Origin of the sequence: Amycolatopsis silviterrae, from assembly GCF_042684085.1 — a bacterium.
Taxonomy (GTDB): Bacteria; Actinomycetota; Actinomycetes; order Mycobacteriales; family Pseudonocardiaceae; genus Amycolatopsis; species Amycolatopsis silviterrae.
Window position 1 is genome coordinate 179,534 of record NZ_JBHUKS010000004.1, and the last position, 15,042, is coordinate 194,575.

Below are 15,042 nucleotides of genomic sequence, written 5' to 3' on the forward strand. Positions count from 1 at the left end.
GGTTGCGGTGCTCACTTGACTCCTCCGTCCACGGAGAACGCGCGGAACATCAGCCGCAGCGCGAAGGTCGCGACGATCATCGTCAGGATGACCACGACGACGCCCATCGCGGACGACTGGCCGATGTCGAAGCCCTCGAACGCGCGCTGGTAGATGTAGAACGGCAGGTTCGTGCTGGCCGTGCCCGGACCGCCTTGCGTCATCAGGAAAATCGCGTCGAAGCTGTTCACGATGTAGATCGCGCCGAGCAGTGTGGCCAACTGCAGGAACCGTGACAGGTGCGGCAGCGTGATCGACACGAAGGTGCGCCAGCGGCTCGCACCGTCCACAGAGGCCGCTTCCAGCACCTCTTTCGACTGGCTCTGCAGCCCGGCGAGAATCAGCAGCGTCATGAACGGCGTCCACTGCCAGACGATCTGCGCCATCACCGCGGCGAGCGGGAACTGCGAAAGCCAATCAGTGTCCGTCCCGAACACGAAATGCAGCAGCCCGAACGTCGGGTCGAACATCGTGGTCTTCCACAGCAGCGCGCCGGCCGCCGGGAGGATCAGGAACGGCGTGATCAGCAGCGTCCGGACGAAGCCGCGGCCGAAGAACTTCCGGTCCAGCAACACGGCGAGCCCGAGTCCGAGCAGCAGCGCGAGGAACACGCACACCACGGTGAGCACCACCGTGTTCACCAGCGCGCCGAGGAACGTCGTGTCGGTGAAGACGTCGACGTAGTTGCGGAAGCCGACGAAATGCCGTGAACCCGGCCGGACCAGGTTCCACGACTGGAACGAGTAGAACACGGTGAGCAGGAAGGGAATCTGCGTCACCGCGATCACGAAGATCAGCGCGGGCAGCAGCGGAAGCCGCCGTTTGCCTGCCGAGCCGGTCACTTTCTTGGCAGCGGGCGGTGCGGTCGCCGGCGCGGTTCCGGCGGGGACGGAGAGGGTGCTCATTTCTGCACCTCCTGATAGGACTTTCCGACGGATTCCGCGTACTTCTGCGATTGCGCGAGCGCGTCGGCGACGGAGGTCTGACCGGCGATCGCGGCGGACAGCTGCTGGCTCACCCGGGTGCCGAGGTCCTGGAACTCCGGGATCCCGACGAACTGGATGCCCGGATACGGCACCGGATGCACCATCGTCTTCTGCTGGTTGGCCGCCGCGATACCGTCCAAAGTGGGCTGTGCGTAGGCTTTCGCGGCTTCCTTGTACTGCGGGATTTCATAGGTGGACTTGCGCGTGCCCGGCGGCACCCGGTTCCAGCCGTAGGTCTCGCCGATCTTCTTCGCGTAGTCCTTGTTCGTCATCCACGCCATGAACTTCCAGGCGTCGTCCTTGTTCTTGCCGACCTTCGGAATGCCCAGCGACCAGGTGTAGAGCCAGCCGCTCGCCTGCGTCTTCTCCACCGGCGCGGCGACGTACCCGTTCTTGCCGCCGACGTGGCTGGTCTTCGGGTCTTCCGTGGTGCCGGTCATCGACGTGGCGTCGTACCACATCGCGGCATTGCCCTGCGCGTACTTCGTGCCGCATTCAGTGAACCCGGCACTGGAGGCACCGACCTCGCCGTGGTCGCGCAGCAGGTTCACGTAGAAGTTGGCCGCCTGGGTGAACTCCGGGCTGGTGAGCTTCGCGTTCCAGTCCTTGTCGAACCATTGCGTGCCAAAGGTGTTCGCGACCGTGGTGAATGGCGCGAGACTCTCGCCCCAGCCAGGCTTGCCACGCAAGCAGATCCCGGAGATGCCAGCCTGTTTGTCGTCGAGTTTCGCGGCGAAATCGGCGATCTGCTGCCACGTCGGATGCGGCGGCATGCTCAGCCCAGCCTTCTGGAACAGGTCCTTGCGATAGACCACAAAGGACGATTCACCGTAGAACGGCACCGCGTACATCTGGTTCTCGTACGACAGCGACTGCCGGATGCTCGGGATGAAGTCGCCCTCGTCGTACCCCGGCGTCGCTTTCATGTGCGGTTCGAGGTTTTCCAGCCAGCCGTTGGCGGCCCATTGCGGTGCTTCGTAATTGCTGATCATCACCACGTCGAACTCGCCGCCCTGAGTGGCGGTGGACGCGGTGATCTTGGCCCGTGCCTCGTTTTCCGGCAGGGACACGAACTTCAGTTTGATCCCGGGGTTGGCCTTTTCGAACTCGCCCTTGAGCGAGATGGCGTCCTTCATCTGCGGATTGGACACGATCGCGACGACCAGTGTCCGCCCGCCGGTGCCGAGCGCCCCGGCTCCGGCGCATCCCGTCACCAACAACGCTGTCGCGGCAAGGAGGCACAGGAGTTTACGCACCGCCACCACCTCCGGGCAGCACCTGGATCTTGAGGCCGGACCCGCTGCGCATCTTCGCCAGCGCCTCGGGGTATTGCTCCAGCGGAAGAGTATCGGTGATCAGCGCGTCGGTGTCGATGTAGCCGTTCGCGACGAGATCGAGCGCATTGCCGTAGCTGTTCAACACGGCCATCGAACCGACGATGGTGATTTCGTCGTTGTAAATGCGGAACGGCGAAAGTGCCACGCGCGCTTCAGCCGGGGCGACCCCGAACACCAGCAGACGGCCGCCGCGGTGAAGCGCATTGAAAGCCGCCTCGATAGCCGGTGCCGCGCCAGTGCAATCCACCGCGGCGTCAAAGCGTTCATCGTCCAATTCGGACACATCGGAGGCCACCGCGGCCGCACCGAGGTCGGTCGCCCGGGGCAGCCGCGCGGTGTTGCGGTCGACCATCGTCACGTGCGCGCCCGCGCGAAGCAGGAGCTGCTGCATGATCAGGCCCATCGTGCCCGCGCCGACCACGAGGAAGCGTTCGCCCGCCTCCACACCGATCCGGCGCACGCCGTGCACCGCGCAGGAAACGGGTTCGACCAGCGCGCCCTGCTCCCAGGTCATCGAATCGGGCATCTGGTGGCAGGTGTCGGCGGGCACCGCGACGTACTCGGCGAAGGCTCCGTTGACCGTGTCGCCGGTGGCGGCCCAGTTCGCGCAGAGGTTGCCGTGCCCGGACCGGCACGGAGTGCAGTATCCACAGTAGATCGACGGGTCGACCGCGACCCGGTCGCCGACCTTCCACGCGGCGGGGACGTCCGCGCCGAGTTCGACGATCTCCCCGGCGAACTCGTGCCCGGGAACGATGGGATACGGGGTCGGCGGGAAATGCCCGTCGGCGATGTGCAGGTCCGTGCCGCAGATCCCGCAGGCACCCACCTTCACGACGACCTGGCGCTCCCCGGGCTTCGGATCGGGAACCTCGCCGACCCGGATCTCCCCGGGCCGGTCCACGATCGCGGCGCGCATGCGTCATCACCTTCCAAGATGCTCGTTTGAGCGATATTGACTTATGCCGTAGGTAACATGCGTAGGCATTAGAGGCTGCTGCCTGCGGATCCGTCAACCAGCAAAGCTCATTTTTGCGCTATCCTGCTCATGTGAGCAGGAAAAAGGGGCCACCGCCACTGACCGAGACGCTGCTGCTGGCGACCATGGCCAGGCGGTTCTACGTGCAGGGCGCCTCGAAACTGGAGATCGCCGACGAGTTCGGCATGAGCCGGTTCAAGGTCGCGCGGATGCTGGACGCCGCGCGCGACAGCGGGCTGGTGCGGATCGAGTTCGACCTGCCCGCGCCGATCGACGTCGAACTGTCCGACGACATCCGCCGCGCCTACCGGCTGGACCGCGTGCTCGTGCTCGAACGAGCGGCGGAGAAGGAACCACGAGAGATCGTCCGGAAGCAGGTCGGCGCGCTGGCCGCCCGGCTGCTGGAGGAGATCGCGACCATCGACGACGTCATCGGGCTGTCCTGGGCGCGGTCGGTCAACGCGATGACCGAGGCGATCCGGACCCTGCCGCGCTGTCCGATCGTGCAGTTGTGCGGGGTGCAGGCGGGGATGGACATGCGCGGCCGTTCGGTGGAGACGGTCAGCCGCGTGACGTCGGTGTCCGGCGGCGATTCCTACCCGATCTTCGGCCCGCTCGTCCTGCCCGACCGGCGGACCACCGAGATCCTGCGGCACCAGCCGGGCATCGCGGAAACGTTCGCGCAGTTCGGGAAACTCACCAAGGCGGTGGTCAGCATCGGCTCGTGGGAGGCCGGCGAGTCCACTGTGTACGACGCGCTGGACGAGGCCGAACGCGCCGCCATCGCCGCCAGGGGTGCGACCGCCGAGGTCGCCGCGCGCTTGTTCGACGCGGACGGGAATTCGCTCGGCACCGGGCTGGCGCACCACGTGCTGGCGATCAGCCACGAGGAGCTGATGGCGGTGCCCGAGGTGATCGCGATCGGGTACAGCCGTCCCAAAGCCGAAGCGGTGGACGCCGTACTGCGGTCCGGGCTGGTATCGACGCTGGTCACCGACGCCGCGGCCGCCGTGCCGCTGCTGGAGTTGGCCCGCGCACGACCGTTGCCGGAACCGTCGTGAGTGCTGGTTCCAACCGCCACTCACGACACCCGGGCCTGCGCCTCCACCACCCGATCCCCGTATTCCTCCGCCCATCGCCCAAACCCCTCGATCGGCCCGAGGAAGCTCACCCCTAGCTCAGTCAGCTGATACGCCCCCTCGACCCGCTCGACGAGCCCGTCGCGCTCCAGCTTGCGCACCGCCTCGGTGAGCACCTTCGCGCTGATCCCGCCGATGCGCGTGCGCAGTTCGCCGTGCCGCAGCGGGCCGTTCTTCAGCGCCCACAGCACCACCGGGTGCCAGGTGTTCGCGACCAGGTCGAATGCGAGCCGGGTGCGGCAGTCGGCGATGAACTCCATGGTTACCTTTCGGTTCCTGCCGTGGTCCATAACGTCGCTTCCGTACAACCACGCGACGACAGGAGACCTTCCCATGCGCATCGCTCTCTTCGGCACCGGCGGAATGGCGTCCGCACTCGGCAGCCAGTGGACCCGGCACGACCTGACCGTGTCCGGCCGCTCCCCCGCACGCACCGCCGCCTTGGCCACCGAACTCGGCGCCGAGGCCGCGAGCTGGGCCGATGCCGCCGCCCGCGCGGACGCCATCCTGCTGGCCGTCCCCACCACCGCGCTCGAAGCCCTGCTCACCCCGCTCGACCTGGCCGGCAAGGTCCTCATCGACTGCACCAACACCCCCGGCGCGACCGGCGAACCGGTGGCCGCTCGGATCGCCGAATACGCCCCGCGCGCTTCGGTGGTGAAGGCGTTCAACCTCGCCCACGTGGACGTCTGGCGGATGACCCCGCCGCTGTTCGAAGGCCGCCCGCTCGGCGTTCCGCTGTGCGGGACCCCGGACGCGGTCGCCGTGGCCACCGAACTGGTCCGCGACCTGGGCGGCACTCCCCTGCCCGCGGGCGGTCTCGACCGAGCCGCCCTGCTGGAAGCCGCCGCCGGGCTGGCGATCGGCCTGTGGTTCGACGGCCTGGATGCGCGTTCCATGCTCATGAGCGCCTGAATCGCCCTATCCTGGCTGAGTGCCCAGAGCTGGAACAGCAGTAGTTGTCGGCGGCGGAATCGGCGGCCTGGCCGCGGCGATCGGGTTGCACCGAGCCGGCTGGGAGGTCACGGTCTTCGAACGCCTTCCCGGCGAACTGGACGACGCCGGTTCCGGCATTTCCCTAGCCGCCAACGGCGTTCGGGCCTTAGACGCGCTGGGAGCCGGCGACGCACTCCGCGCCGCCGGCTGCTTCCAGCGCACAGTGAGCACCCGCAGTCCACGCGGCACCTGGCTAGCCCGGATGGACGGGGCCGAACTCGAACGTGTCGCCGGAACGCCGATCGTCGGCATCGCGCGGTACGAACTGCATCGGCTGTTGCGTTCGCTGCTGCCCTCGCCGGTGGTGCGTGAAGAGGTCACCGCCGTCGAGGGCAGCACCGTACTCACTGCGTCGGGCCGTCACGAGGCTGACGTGGTCGTCGCCGCGGACGGCGTCAACAGTCGGCTGCGCAAGCATTTCTTTCCCTCGCACCCCGGTCCTGTCTACAGTGGATCAGCGGTCATCCGGGCCATCACCGCCGAGCCGATCGAACTGTCCTCTTCGGACTTCAACCTCACCTGGGGCCGAGGAGTGGAGTTCGGCCACATCGTCCTGGCCGACGGCCGAGCCGAATGGCACGCCGTACTGACGATTCCGCCCGGCACCCGCTATCCCGATCCGATCGCCGAAATGCGCCGCCGTTTCGGCTCGTGGCACGACCCGATCACCGCACTGCTCGACGCGACCGCCCCGGAAGCCGTGCTGCACCATGATGTTTACGAGCTGGTGACGCCGCTGCCGTCCTATGTGTCCGGTCGAGTCGCCTTGCTCGGCGATGCCGCACACGCGATGCAACCAAATCTCGGCCAGGGTGCCTGCCAAGCGTTGGAAGACGCCGTGACGCTGGCGCATACGCTGTCGTCCGCCGACGTCGACTCCGCGCTCACCCGGTACGACGCCGAACGCCGCCCACGCAGCCAAGCCATCGCCCGCGCGGCCCGGCAAACCGGCCGGATGGGCCAGCAGCTGACGAACCCGGTCGGGATCGCGATGCGAAACGCGGCGTTCCGGGCGATGCCGACGTCGCTGATGGCCCGGTCGATGCTGCGCTATACCCGTTGGCAGCCACCGACCCTCGGCTGACCTCAGGGTCGAATTGGGTGGTTTCACCGGATGTCCCCCGCCCCAGCACCCGCGAAACTGGCCCGGTGACTAGGGTTTCCCCGCGATGGCGGCAGACACTGGTGTGGCTCCACGTAATCTCGTCAGTCGCGTGGATGAGCCAGGCACTCGCCCTCTTCGTACTGACGCTCATCGCACTCGCCGGAGAACAGCCGGGCCCGGCGATGACCATGGCCAAGCACCTCGACACTGTGCTGCTCGCACCGATGGCGAACACCGCCGCCTTCACCGGCCTGTTGCTCGCCGGAGCGACCGCCTGGGGTTTCTTCCGGCATTGGTGGGTGCTGGTCAAGTTCGGCCTGACCCTCATCCAGCTGTACGCCGGGATCTTCCTGCTCTCCCCCGCGCTCACCGAGGCCGCGGCGACCGCCACCCCGATCTGGCAGCAAGCCGCGGGCACCGCGCTGATGGCGAGCGGGCTGGCGTTCCAGGTCTGGATTTCAGTCGCCAAACCGTGGTCGCGCACGCCGTGGTCCACCGCCAAACCGCCCACCGCGCCCGTCTGGGTCTTCGCGGCCGGGCTAGCGGCACCGATCGTCGACACCGCGGCCGGGATCGCGCTCGGCTACCCGATGCCCGCGTTGTCGCTGCTCATGCTCGTCGTAGTGCTTGCCCGGCGGCCGAAACGGGTCCTCAGAGCTGGTTGACGTCCACGACCCGGACCACAGCGCTGCCCACCTCGTCCGACGCGCGCAGATCCACCTCCGCGCTGATCCCCCAGTCATGGTCGCCGGCCGGATCGTCGAAGATCTGCCGGACCCGCCACAGGTCCGGTTCCTGTTCGATCAGCAACAGTGCCGGACCGCGGGCGTCCGGGCCGATTCCGAGCGAATCGTGCTCGTCGTAGTAGTCCTCGATCGCGTCTTCCCACGCATCCGCGTCCCAGCCGGAGCCGGAATCCAGCGAACCCAGTTCGCCGTACGCCCGGCGCGAAGCCAGCTCCACCCGGCGGAACAGTTCGTTGCGCACCAGCACCCGGAACGCCCGCTCGTTGCGCGTGACCGCGGGCGGCTCGGCGGGCGGGCGGTGCGAGACCGGGCCCTCCTCGTCCGGATGCCGCAGCGCTTCCCATTCGTCCAGCAGGCTCGAGTCGACCTGGCGCACCAATTCGCCGAGCCATTCGATGAGGTCCTGCAACGATTCGGTCTTCGCCTCGTCCGGCACGGTGTGCCGCAACGCGTCGTAGGTGTCGGCGAGGTAGCGCAGCACCAGGCCCTCGGACCGGGCGAGCTGATAGAACCCCACGTATTCCACGAAGTTCATCGCGCGCTCGTACATATCGCGCACCACGGATTTCGGCGAAAGCTCGTAATCCGCCACCCACGGATGCCCGGAGCGATACGACTGATAAGCCGCGTTGAGCAGTTCCTCCAACGGCTTCGGATACGTGACGGATTCGAGCAGTTCCATCCGTTCGTCGTACTCGATGCCGTCGGCCTTCATCGCCTGCACGGCTTCCCCGCGAGCCTTGAACTGCTGCTGCGAAAGCACCGGCCTCGGGTTGTCCACTGTGGACTCCACAATGGACACCACGTCCAGCGCGTACGAAGGCGACTCCATGTCCAGCAGCTCGATCGCCGCCAACGCGAACGGCGAAAGCGGCTGGTTCAACGCGAAATCGAACTGCAGGTCCACCGTCAGCCGGACGATGCGGCCCTCGTCGTCCGGTTCGGACAGTCGTTCCACCACTCCGGCGGCCAGCAGCGAACGGTAGATCTCGATCGCCCGCAGGATCAGTTTCCGCTGCGCCGGACGGTCCGAATGGTTGTCCTCCAGCAGATGCCGCATCGCGTCGAAAGCGTTGCCCGGCCGGGAGATCACGTTCAGCAGCATCGAGTGGCTGACCTGGAAGCTGGACGTGAGCGGTTCCGGATCGGCCGCGATCAGCCGGTCGAACGTGCTCTCGGTCCAGTTGACGAAGCCCTCCGGCGCTTTCTTCCGGACGATCTTCTTTTTCTTCTTCGGGTCGTCGCCTGCCTTCTCCAGCGCTTTGGCGTTCTCCACCACGTGATCCGGCGCCTGCACGACCACGTAACCGTCGGTGTCGTACCCGGCCCGGCCCGCGCGTCCGGCGATCTGGTGGAACTCGCGCGCCTTCAAATGCCGCTGCCGCACGCCGTCGTACTTCGTGAGCGCCGAGAACACCACCGTGCGGATCGGCACGTTGATGCCGACGCCGAGCGTGTCCGTCCCGCAGATCACCTTCAGCAGCCCGGACTGCGCGAGCGTTTCCACCAGCCGCCGGTACTTCGGCAGCATGCCCGCGTGGTGCACGCCGATGCCGTGCCGCACGAGCCGCGAGAGCGTCTTGCCGAACCCGGCGGAGAACCGGAAGTCGCCGAGCAGGTCGGCGATCGCCTCCTTCTCCGCCTTGGTGGTGACGTTGATGCTCATCAGCGTCTGCGCCCGCTCGATGGCCGCGGCCTGCGAGAAATGCACGACATACACCGGTGCCTGGCCGCCGTTGAGCAGCTCCGACATCGTCTCGTGCAGCGGCGTGAGCGCGTACCGGAAGGTGAGCGGCACCGGCCGCTCCGCCGAGGTGACCACCGCGGTCGGCCGTCCGGTCCGCCGGGTCAGGTCCTTTTCGAAGAACGAAACGTCGCCGAGCGTGGCCGACATCAGCACGAACTGCGCGTTCGGCAGTTCGATGAGCGGGACCTGCCACGCCCAGCCGCGGTCCGGTTCCGAATAGAAGTGGAACTCGTCCGCGACGACCTGGCCGACCGGAGCGTCGGCGCCGTCGCGCAACGCGATGTTCGCCAAGATTTCCGCGGTGCAGCAGATGATCGGGGCATCGGCGTTGACGCTCGAATCGCCGGTCATCATGCCGACCTGATCGGCCCCGAAGATCTCGATGAGCTGGAAGAACTTCTCCGAGACCAGTGCCTTGATCGGCGCGGTGTAAAAACTGCGTTTGCCGTGGGCGAGCGCGGTGAAGTGCGCGCCGACCGCCACGAGGCTCTTGCCGGAGCCGGTCGGCGTCGACAGGATCACGTTGGCCCCGGAGACGACCTCGATCACCGCCTCCTCCTGCGCCGGGTACAGCTCGATCCCCCGTTCGGCCGTCCACGTCGTGAAGGCTTCGAACAGGGCATCTGCGTCGGGATCCGCTGGCAGGAGGTCGGTGAGAGTCATCGCGGCCCCCATCGTGCCATCCCGCCCCCGGTTCCGGGTGCAGGGGAGATCGCGGGTGCTTGCCCTAACCCGTAGGCTTCCGGTACCGCGCGCTGCCGGAGGGGAACGGACAGGCGGGCGCGCACACGGGCGGTACTCGCGGAGGATTCGGCAATGGCACAGGACATCATCCCGATCGAACTCGGGCTGCCGCAGGGCGACGTGGTCACCCTCTGGGCCCCTCGTTGGCGGGAGGACGGCGAGGAGTGGGAAGCGTTCCTCGGCGACGAGGACGACCTGTACGCCTTCCCGGACGCCGCGCACCTCGCCGCTTTCGTGCGCACGGCCGAGCAGCACGACCTGCTCGACCACCCGGCGTGGGACGCGGTGCCCGCGCTGAACGTGCCCGAGCTGATCCCCGACGACGACCACTCCTACGACCTCGTCGGCGTGCCCGAGCTGGTCGCCGAGGAGCCGGACTCGTGGACGATCGGCGAGCTGGCCGAGATCGTCGGCATCGTCCGTTCGCTCGCCGACGTGTGCGAGCTGGACGAGGTGCACGAGGTGCTCGACGCCTACGAGGGCTTCTCGCTGCTGGAGCAGGGCCGGCTGCCGTTCACCGGGCGCGAGGGCGAAGCGCTGTGGAACGACCTGTCGAAGGCCGTCTCCGAGAAGTGGGACACCGTGCTCGACGCGATCGACAACCTGGTGACCGTGCCGGACGTCGACGCCGCGGTCCTGGAGCAGACCGCCGAAGAGCTGGCCGCCTTCCACGAGGAGTCGGCCGAGGCCGAGGCCGGCGAAGAGGACGGCGGGCCGGAGGACCTCGAAGCGGTCGACGGCGAAGACGAGGACGCCGAGGACGAGCCGGTCGGTTTCTGGGGCGAGGTCGGCATCGACCCGGTCAAGATCGTCACCTCCGGCGCGGAGTACTACACGCTGCGCTGCTACCTCGACGACAAGCCGGTCTTCCTCGGCACCGACGGCGAGATCGACGTGTTCAGCTCGCCGAAGGCGCTGCTCAAGGCGATCAAGGCGGGCGACGAGCTGGCCGACACCGACCTCGCCGGCGTGTCCACTTGGGACGAGGTGCGGGAGAAGGCCGCGGCGGGCGAGCTGGAGGTCGAGGTCGACCCGGACAACACCTACGTGTTCCCCGGCCTCGACGAGGACATCGCCGAGGGCCCGGAGTCGATCGACCCGACCCAGCTGGAGCTGGCGGTCGAGCTGATCACCGACGCCGCCGAGTGGGCTGGCGACGACACCGTCGAAACCGCGCTGGCGGCCAACGAAAGCCTCGGCTGGCTGGTGTCGTTCGTGCTGCGGCCGGACCCGAGCCGGCTCGAGCCGAGCGCTCCGTTCGACGCCGAGCAGAGCGCGTGGCGCAAGCTGGTGGAGGACTTCGAGAACCGCCTCACGGTGGTCTGAACCTCCTAGCTAGAGGGCGTCGAACACACTCTCCGCTGGGGCACCGGCGGAGAACATCTTCCAGGCGACGCTGGCGAGCGCATCCGGATCCAGGGTGTGCCCGCCGGCGTCGCCGTATTTTTCCCGCTGCGCGACGACCATCCGGTGGATGTCGCCGCGTTCGACCAGGCCGCCGATAATGAGGCTGCCCACGTACACGCCGGTCCCGGCCAGCCCCTCGTGCAGCGTTCGCGCGTAGTTCCGCAGCGCCGCCGACGACACCGCGAGCGCGCCGAGCGCGGGCATCGGCCGCACCGCGCTGAGCCCGCCGGCGAACAGGAATCCGCCGCGGCCGCGCTCCAGCATTCCCGGCAGCAGCTTGCCGACCACCTCGACCGCCGGATACACCCAGCTCATCGCCTTCTCGACGGCGGCGGGGGTCGCTTCGGTGATGTCCGCGGGAAAGCTGTCCGGTTCGATCGCGGCCGGACCGTAGTAGGCGACGTCGATGGCACCGAACCGTTCGGCGATTTCATCGAGCGTCGTCCCGACCCCTTTGCGGACATCGCCGACGAACGCCGCCGCGTTTTCAAGTCCGGCCAGATAACCCGGGTGCCGCTCAGCGGTACGCGAAACGAGCGCGACGTTGTATCCCTCGTCGGCGAACCGGTGCGCGATCGACATCCCGAGGCCGGGTCCGGCTCCGAGAACGACAGCGGTCGGGCGAGCAGTCATGGCTTGCGTCCTTCCCCAGTGGTAAATCGAGGGTGCCCTCGACTTCGATCGCCAAGCTACCACAAAACCCGAGGGTGCCCTCGACTTGTACGATGGGACCCATGGCCACCGGATCGAAGCCGTTGCGCGCGGACGCCGCCCGCAACCGCGACAAGCTGCTGGCCGCCGCGACGCGCGCGTTCGGCGAGCACGGACTCGACGCGCCACTGGAGCAGATCGCTCGCAGCGCCGGGGTCAGCATCGGCACGCTGTACGCGCACTTCCCGACCCGAGACGCCTTCGTCGACGCGATCCTGCCCGCGCAAATCGCCACGCTGGACGAGCTGGCGACAAAGGCGTTAGCGGAACCGGACCCGTGGCAGGGCTTCACCGAATTCCTCGACGGGTTGTTCGCCTTACAGGCCAAGGATCACGGACTCAACGACGCCCTCGCCCGCCGGATGCCGTTGAGCCCGGCGGTGCTGGAGGCATGCCACGCCGGCTTCGTACACGCGGCGCGAGTTTTGGACCGGGCAAAGGAATCCGGCCAGCTGCGCGCGGATTTCGAGCCGGAGGATCTCGCCCCGCTGGTGTCCGCGATGTCGCAGCTGATCCACGAACCGCGCGAGACCTGGCGGCGACACTTGGCGTTCTTCCTCGACGGCCTGCGCGCTTAGTCCTTTTCGGACTCCGCGCGCACCGGCACCAAACCTATTGCCAGCAGCGGGAAAATCGCCGCTACGCAATAGGCCAGCGCGTACCGGCTGTCCCCGATCACCAAGCCCAGCAAAGGCGGCGTCAGCGCCGAGGCAATGTTCTGCGCGGTGTTCTGCGTCCCCATCGCCCGCCCCGACCACGCGACACCAGCCAGCTCGGCTGAGGCGGTGAAGCCAAGACCGTTGTCCGCCACCGTGATCACCGCCGCCAGCACCAACGCGGCCAGCACGAGCCACAGCCACGTCGCGTCCCCGACCGCGACCAGCAGCATCACCACCACACTCGCGACCGCGAGCTGCCGCATCGGCCGCAGCCGGCTGCCGACCCGGTCCGACCAATACCCCGACGCCAGCCGCCCGAGCGCGCCGAGCACCTGAGCCACCGCGACGAACACGCCAGCCTGCGCCGCGGTCCACTGGTGCTGCGACACCAGATACACCGGCGCGAACGCGGACACCGCGAACTGCGGCACCACCAACAGTGCGCTGGCACCGTGCACGCGCCACAGCCACGGCTTGCGATACGGCGAGGGCGGCCGCTCCCCCTTCGCCGCACGCGGCGGCCGTGGCGGGTCCACGACGAACACCGCGACCAACAGCGCCACGCCGACCGCCAGCACGGCCGGCAGCAGCATCGCCGCCTGGAACCCCCACCGCGCGGCCAGCGGCGGCAGCCCGAGCGCCGCGACACCGACGCCCAGCGGCTGCGCGGTCTGCCGGATCCCCATCGCGACGCCGCGCTCGGATTTCGCGAACCAGCCCATCACGACCCGGCCGCTCGCCGCGTTCACCGAAGCCGTGCACGCACCGGCGACCAGAAACACCCCAAAGAGAAAACCGACCGGGTGGTGCCACAGGGCGGCGTACACGAGGAGTAACCCCGATACGCCCAGGCCGAGCGCCATGATGAGCCGCTCGCCGTAACGGTCCGCAGCCGCGCCCCAGGCGATGAGCGTGAGCAGCAGGCCGATGCTCGGCGCCGCGACGACCGTGCCGGCCTGCGCCAGCGTCAGATGGTCCGCCTCGCGCATGGCGGGCACGAGAAACGGGAGCCCGTAAAGGAACGAGCAGCTGGCAGTCTGCGCCGCGAGGCCGAGCGCGAGGATCAGCCACCGTCGCGAGCTGCCTTTTTGCCGCACCTGCTCCCCGGTCTCGACCTGCGTCATTCCGCCCACCGTCTCAACATTTGAGATATATGTCTTACATATTGAACGATAGTTGGCATGGCTAACGAACGCAACCGCCTTTCGGGCGGCCGCGTTCGGAGTGCCGGGACTCAGCCGAGCGCCGCGTACCCGGGCTTGACGACCTTCTCGATCAGTTCGAGCCGCTCGTCGAAATCGAGGAACGCGGATTTCATGGCGTTGATGGTGAACCAGCGGAAGTCGTCGAGGCCGAAGCCGAACGTCTCGGCCAGCGCGGCGAATTCACTGGTCATCGTGCAGCCGCTCATCAGCCGGTTGTCGGTGTTGACGGTGACCCGGAAGCGCAGCCGGGCGAGCAGTCCGATGGGGTGCTCGGCCAGCGAGGGCACGGTGCCGGTCTGGACATTCGACGACGGGCAGATTTCCAGCGGAATGCGCCGGTCCCGGACGTAGCCCGCCAACCGTCCAAGGTGGACATTTCCGTCAGCGTCGGTGGTGATGTCCTCGGCGATCCGCACGCCGTGCCCGAGCCGTTCCGCACCGCAGTACTGGATTGCCTCGCCGATCGACGGAAGCCCGAACGCTTCGCCGGCATGAATAGTGAAGTGCGCATTGTTCCGGCGCAAATAGTCGAATGCGTCCAGATTGCGGGTAGGCGGGAATCCGTCCTCCGGTCCGGCGATGTCGAATCCGGCCACCCCGGCGTCGCGGTAGCGCACCGCAAGCTCAGCGATCTCCAGCGCGCGGGCGTGCTGGCGCATGCCGCACAGCAGGGTCCGCACCCGGATCCGGCCGCCGCCCGCGGCTACCCTCCGCATCCCCTCGGCGAAGCCTTCCTGGACCGCCTCAACCACTGCATCGAGTGACAGTCCGCGCTCTACGAACAACTCCGGCGCGTACCGCAGTTCGGCGTAGACGACCCCGTCCGCGGCCAGGTCTTCCACCGCTTCGGCGGCAACCCTGACCAGCGCTTCCTCCGTTTGCATGACACCACACGTATGGGCGAACGTTTCGAGGTACGACACGAGCGAACCCGAGTCCGCCGCGGCGCGGAACCAGCGGCCGAGTTCGCCCGGATCCGTCGCGGGAAGTTCCCGGTAGCCGAGATCCTCGGCGAGTTCGGCGACCGTGGCCGGGCGCAAGCCGCCGTCGAGGTGATCGTGGAGCAGGACCTTGGGGGCGCGGCGCAGGATCTCCGCGCCGAGCGGGGTTACGTCCGACATCCTCCAACGGTAGCCTCGCTGTCATTCCCCTACCTGGCCGTAACCGAGCGCACCGGAGCAACCCTCTGCTCAGCACTGTGCGCAAGGAATCGGCCATCCGGGTGGCACGGCCGTTATCCGC

At 67.8% G+C, this 15,042-nt stretch carries 14 protein-coding genes; 6 read left to right on the plus strand and 8 right to left on the minus strand.

Annotated elements, in window-relative coordinates:
* Window positions 1-11: 11 nt before the first annotated feature.
* The 3 genes from ACFSVL_RS04520 to ACFSVL_RS04530 are packed head-to-tail and all read right to left on the minus strand — an operon-like array spanning window position 12 to window position 3,281.
* Window positions 12-944, minus strand: a complete 933-nt coding sequence (locus tag ACFSVL_RS04520; protein ID WP_378300749.1) for a carbohydrate ABC transporter permease — start codon at window positions 942-944, stop codon at window positions 12-14.
* Complete coding sequence (locus ACFSVL_RS04525; protein ID WP_449224366.1) at window positions 941-2,287, minus strand: ABC transporter substrate-binding protein; 1,347 nt, start codon at window positions 2,285-2,287, stop codon at window positions 941-943. Before ACFSVL_RS04525 ends, ACFSVL_RS04520 begins: the two co-directional genes overlap by 4 nt.
* A complete protein-coding gene (locus ACFSVL_RS04530; RefSeq protein WP_378300753.1) occupies window positions 2,274-3,281 on the minus strand; it encodes a zinc-dependent alcohol dehydrogenase family protein in 1,008 nt (335 codons plus the stop codon). The genes ACFSVL_RS04525 and ACFSVL_RS04530 overlap by 14 nt, the downstream gene beginning before the upstream one ends.
* Window positions 3,282-3,412: 131 nt before the next feature.
* Between ACFSVL_RS04530 and ACFSVL_RS04535 the strand changes: the two genes are divergently transcribed.
* The gene (locus ACFSVL_RS04535; RefSeq protein WP_378300755.1) at window positions 3,413-4,402 is read left to right on the plus strand and encodes a sugar-binding transcriptional regulator; all 990 of its coding nucleotides are present in this window, start codon (window positions 3,413-3,415) and stop codon (window positions 4,400-4,402) included.
* Between the two features lie 20 nt (window positions 4,403-4,422).
* On the opposite strand, the gene ACFSVL_RS04540 is transcribed toward ACFSVL_RS04535, so the two are convergent.
* A complete protein-coding gene (locus ACFSVL_RS04540; RefSeq protein WP_378300757.1) occupies window positions 4,423-4,740 on the minus strand; it encodes a winged helix-turn-helix transcriptional regulator in 318 nt (105 codons plus the stop codon).
* Between the two features lie 73 nt (window positions 4,741-4,813).
* Between ACFSVL_RS04540 and ACFSVL_RS04545 the strand changes: the two genes are divergently transcribed.
* The 3 genes from ACFSVL_RS04545 to ACFSVL_RS04555 all read left to right on the plus strand — a co-directional run bounded on the left by ACFSVL_RS04545 (window position 4,814) and on the right by ACFSVL_RS04555 (window position 7,246).
* The gene (locus ACFSVL_RS04545; protein WP_378300759.1) at window positions 4,814-5,395 is read left to right on the plus strand and encodes an NADPH-dependent F420 reductase; all 582 of its coding nucleotides are present in this window, start codon (window positions 4,814-4,816) and stop codon (window positions 5,393-5,395) included.
* 19 nt (window positions 5,396-5,414) lie between these two features.
* Window positions 5,415-6,560, plus strand: a complete 1,146-nt coding sequence (locus ACFSVL_RS04550; RefSeq protein ID WP_378300761.1) for an FAD-dependent monooxygenase — start codon at window positions 5,415-5,417, stop codon at window positions 6,558-6,560.
* A gap of 134 nt (window positions 6,561-6,694) precedes the next feature.
* On the plus strand, window positions 6,695-7,246 hold the full coding sequence (locus ACFSVL_RS04555) for a hypothetical protein (RefSeq protein WP_378300763.1): 552 nt from the start codon (window positions 6,695-6,697) through the stop codon (window positions 7,244-7,246).
* Here ACFSVL_RS04555 and ACFSVL_RS04560 read toward each other — a convergent pair.
* On the minus strand, window positions 7,233-9,737 hold the full coding sequence (locus tag ACFSVL_RS04560; RefSeq protein WP_378300765.1) for a DEAD/DEAH box helicase: 2,505 nt from the start codon (window positions 9,735-9,737) through the stop codon (window positions 7,233-7,235). The two genes, ACFSVL_RS04555 and ACFSVL_RS04560, sit on opposite strands and share 14 nt — an antisense overlap.
* A 153-nt stretch (window positions 9,738-9,890) precedes the next feature.
* Here ACFSVL_RS04560 and ACFSVL_RS04565 point away from each other — a divergent pair, with 153 nt between their 5' ends.
* Complete coding sequence (locus ACFSVL_RS04565; RefSeq protein ID WP_378300767.1) at window positions 9,891-11,144, plus strand: primosomal protein; 1,254 nt, start codon at window positions 9,891-9,893, stop codon at window positions 11,142-11,144.
* Window positions 11,145-11,153: 9 nt separating this feature from the next.
* Here the strand turns inward: ACFSVL_RS04565 and ACFSVL_RS04570 are convergent, their stop codons facing one another.
* Window positions 11,154-11,858 carry an SDR family NAD(P)-dependent oxidoreductase gene (locus ACFSVL_RS04570; protein WP_378300769.1) on the minus strand — a complete coding sequence of 235 codons (705 nt, stop codon included), beginning with the start codon at window positions 11,856-11,858 and terminating at the stop codon, window positions 11,154-11,156.
* A gap of 101 nt (window positions 11,859-11,959) precedes the next feature.
* Between ACFSVL_RS04570 and ACFSVL_RS04575 the strand changes: the two genes are divergently transcribed.
* Window positions 11,960-12,514, plus strand: coding sequence for a TetR/AcrR family transcriptional regulator (locus tag ACFSVL_RS04575; RefSeq protein WP_378300771.1), 555 nt, complete (start codon window positions 11,960-11,962; stop codon window positions 12,512-12,514).
* Here the strand turns inward: ACFSVL_RS04575 and ACFSVL_RS04580 are convergent.
* Window positions 12,511-13,719, minus strand: a complete 1,209-nt coding sequence (locus ACFSVL_RS04580; protein WP_378300773.1) for an MFS transporter — start codon at window positions 13,717-13,719, stop codon at window positions 12,511-12,513. The genes ACFSVL_RS04575 and ACFSVL_RS04580 overlap by 4 nt on opposite strands.
* 110 nt (window positions 13,720-13,829) lie before the next feature.
* Window positions 13,830-14,921, minus strand: coding sequence for an adenosine deaminase (locus tag ACFSVL_RS04585; protein WP_378300775.1), 1,092 nt, complete (start codon window positions 14,919-14,921; stop codon window positions 13,830-13,832).
* Between the last annotated feature and the right edge of the window lie 121 nt (window positions 14,922-15,042).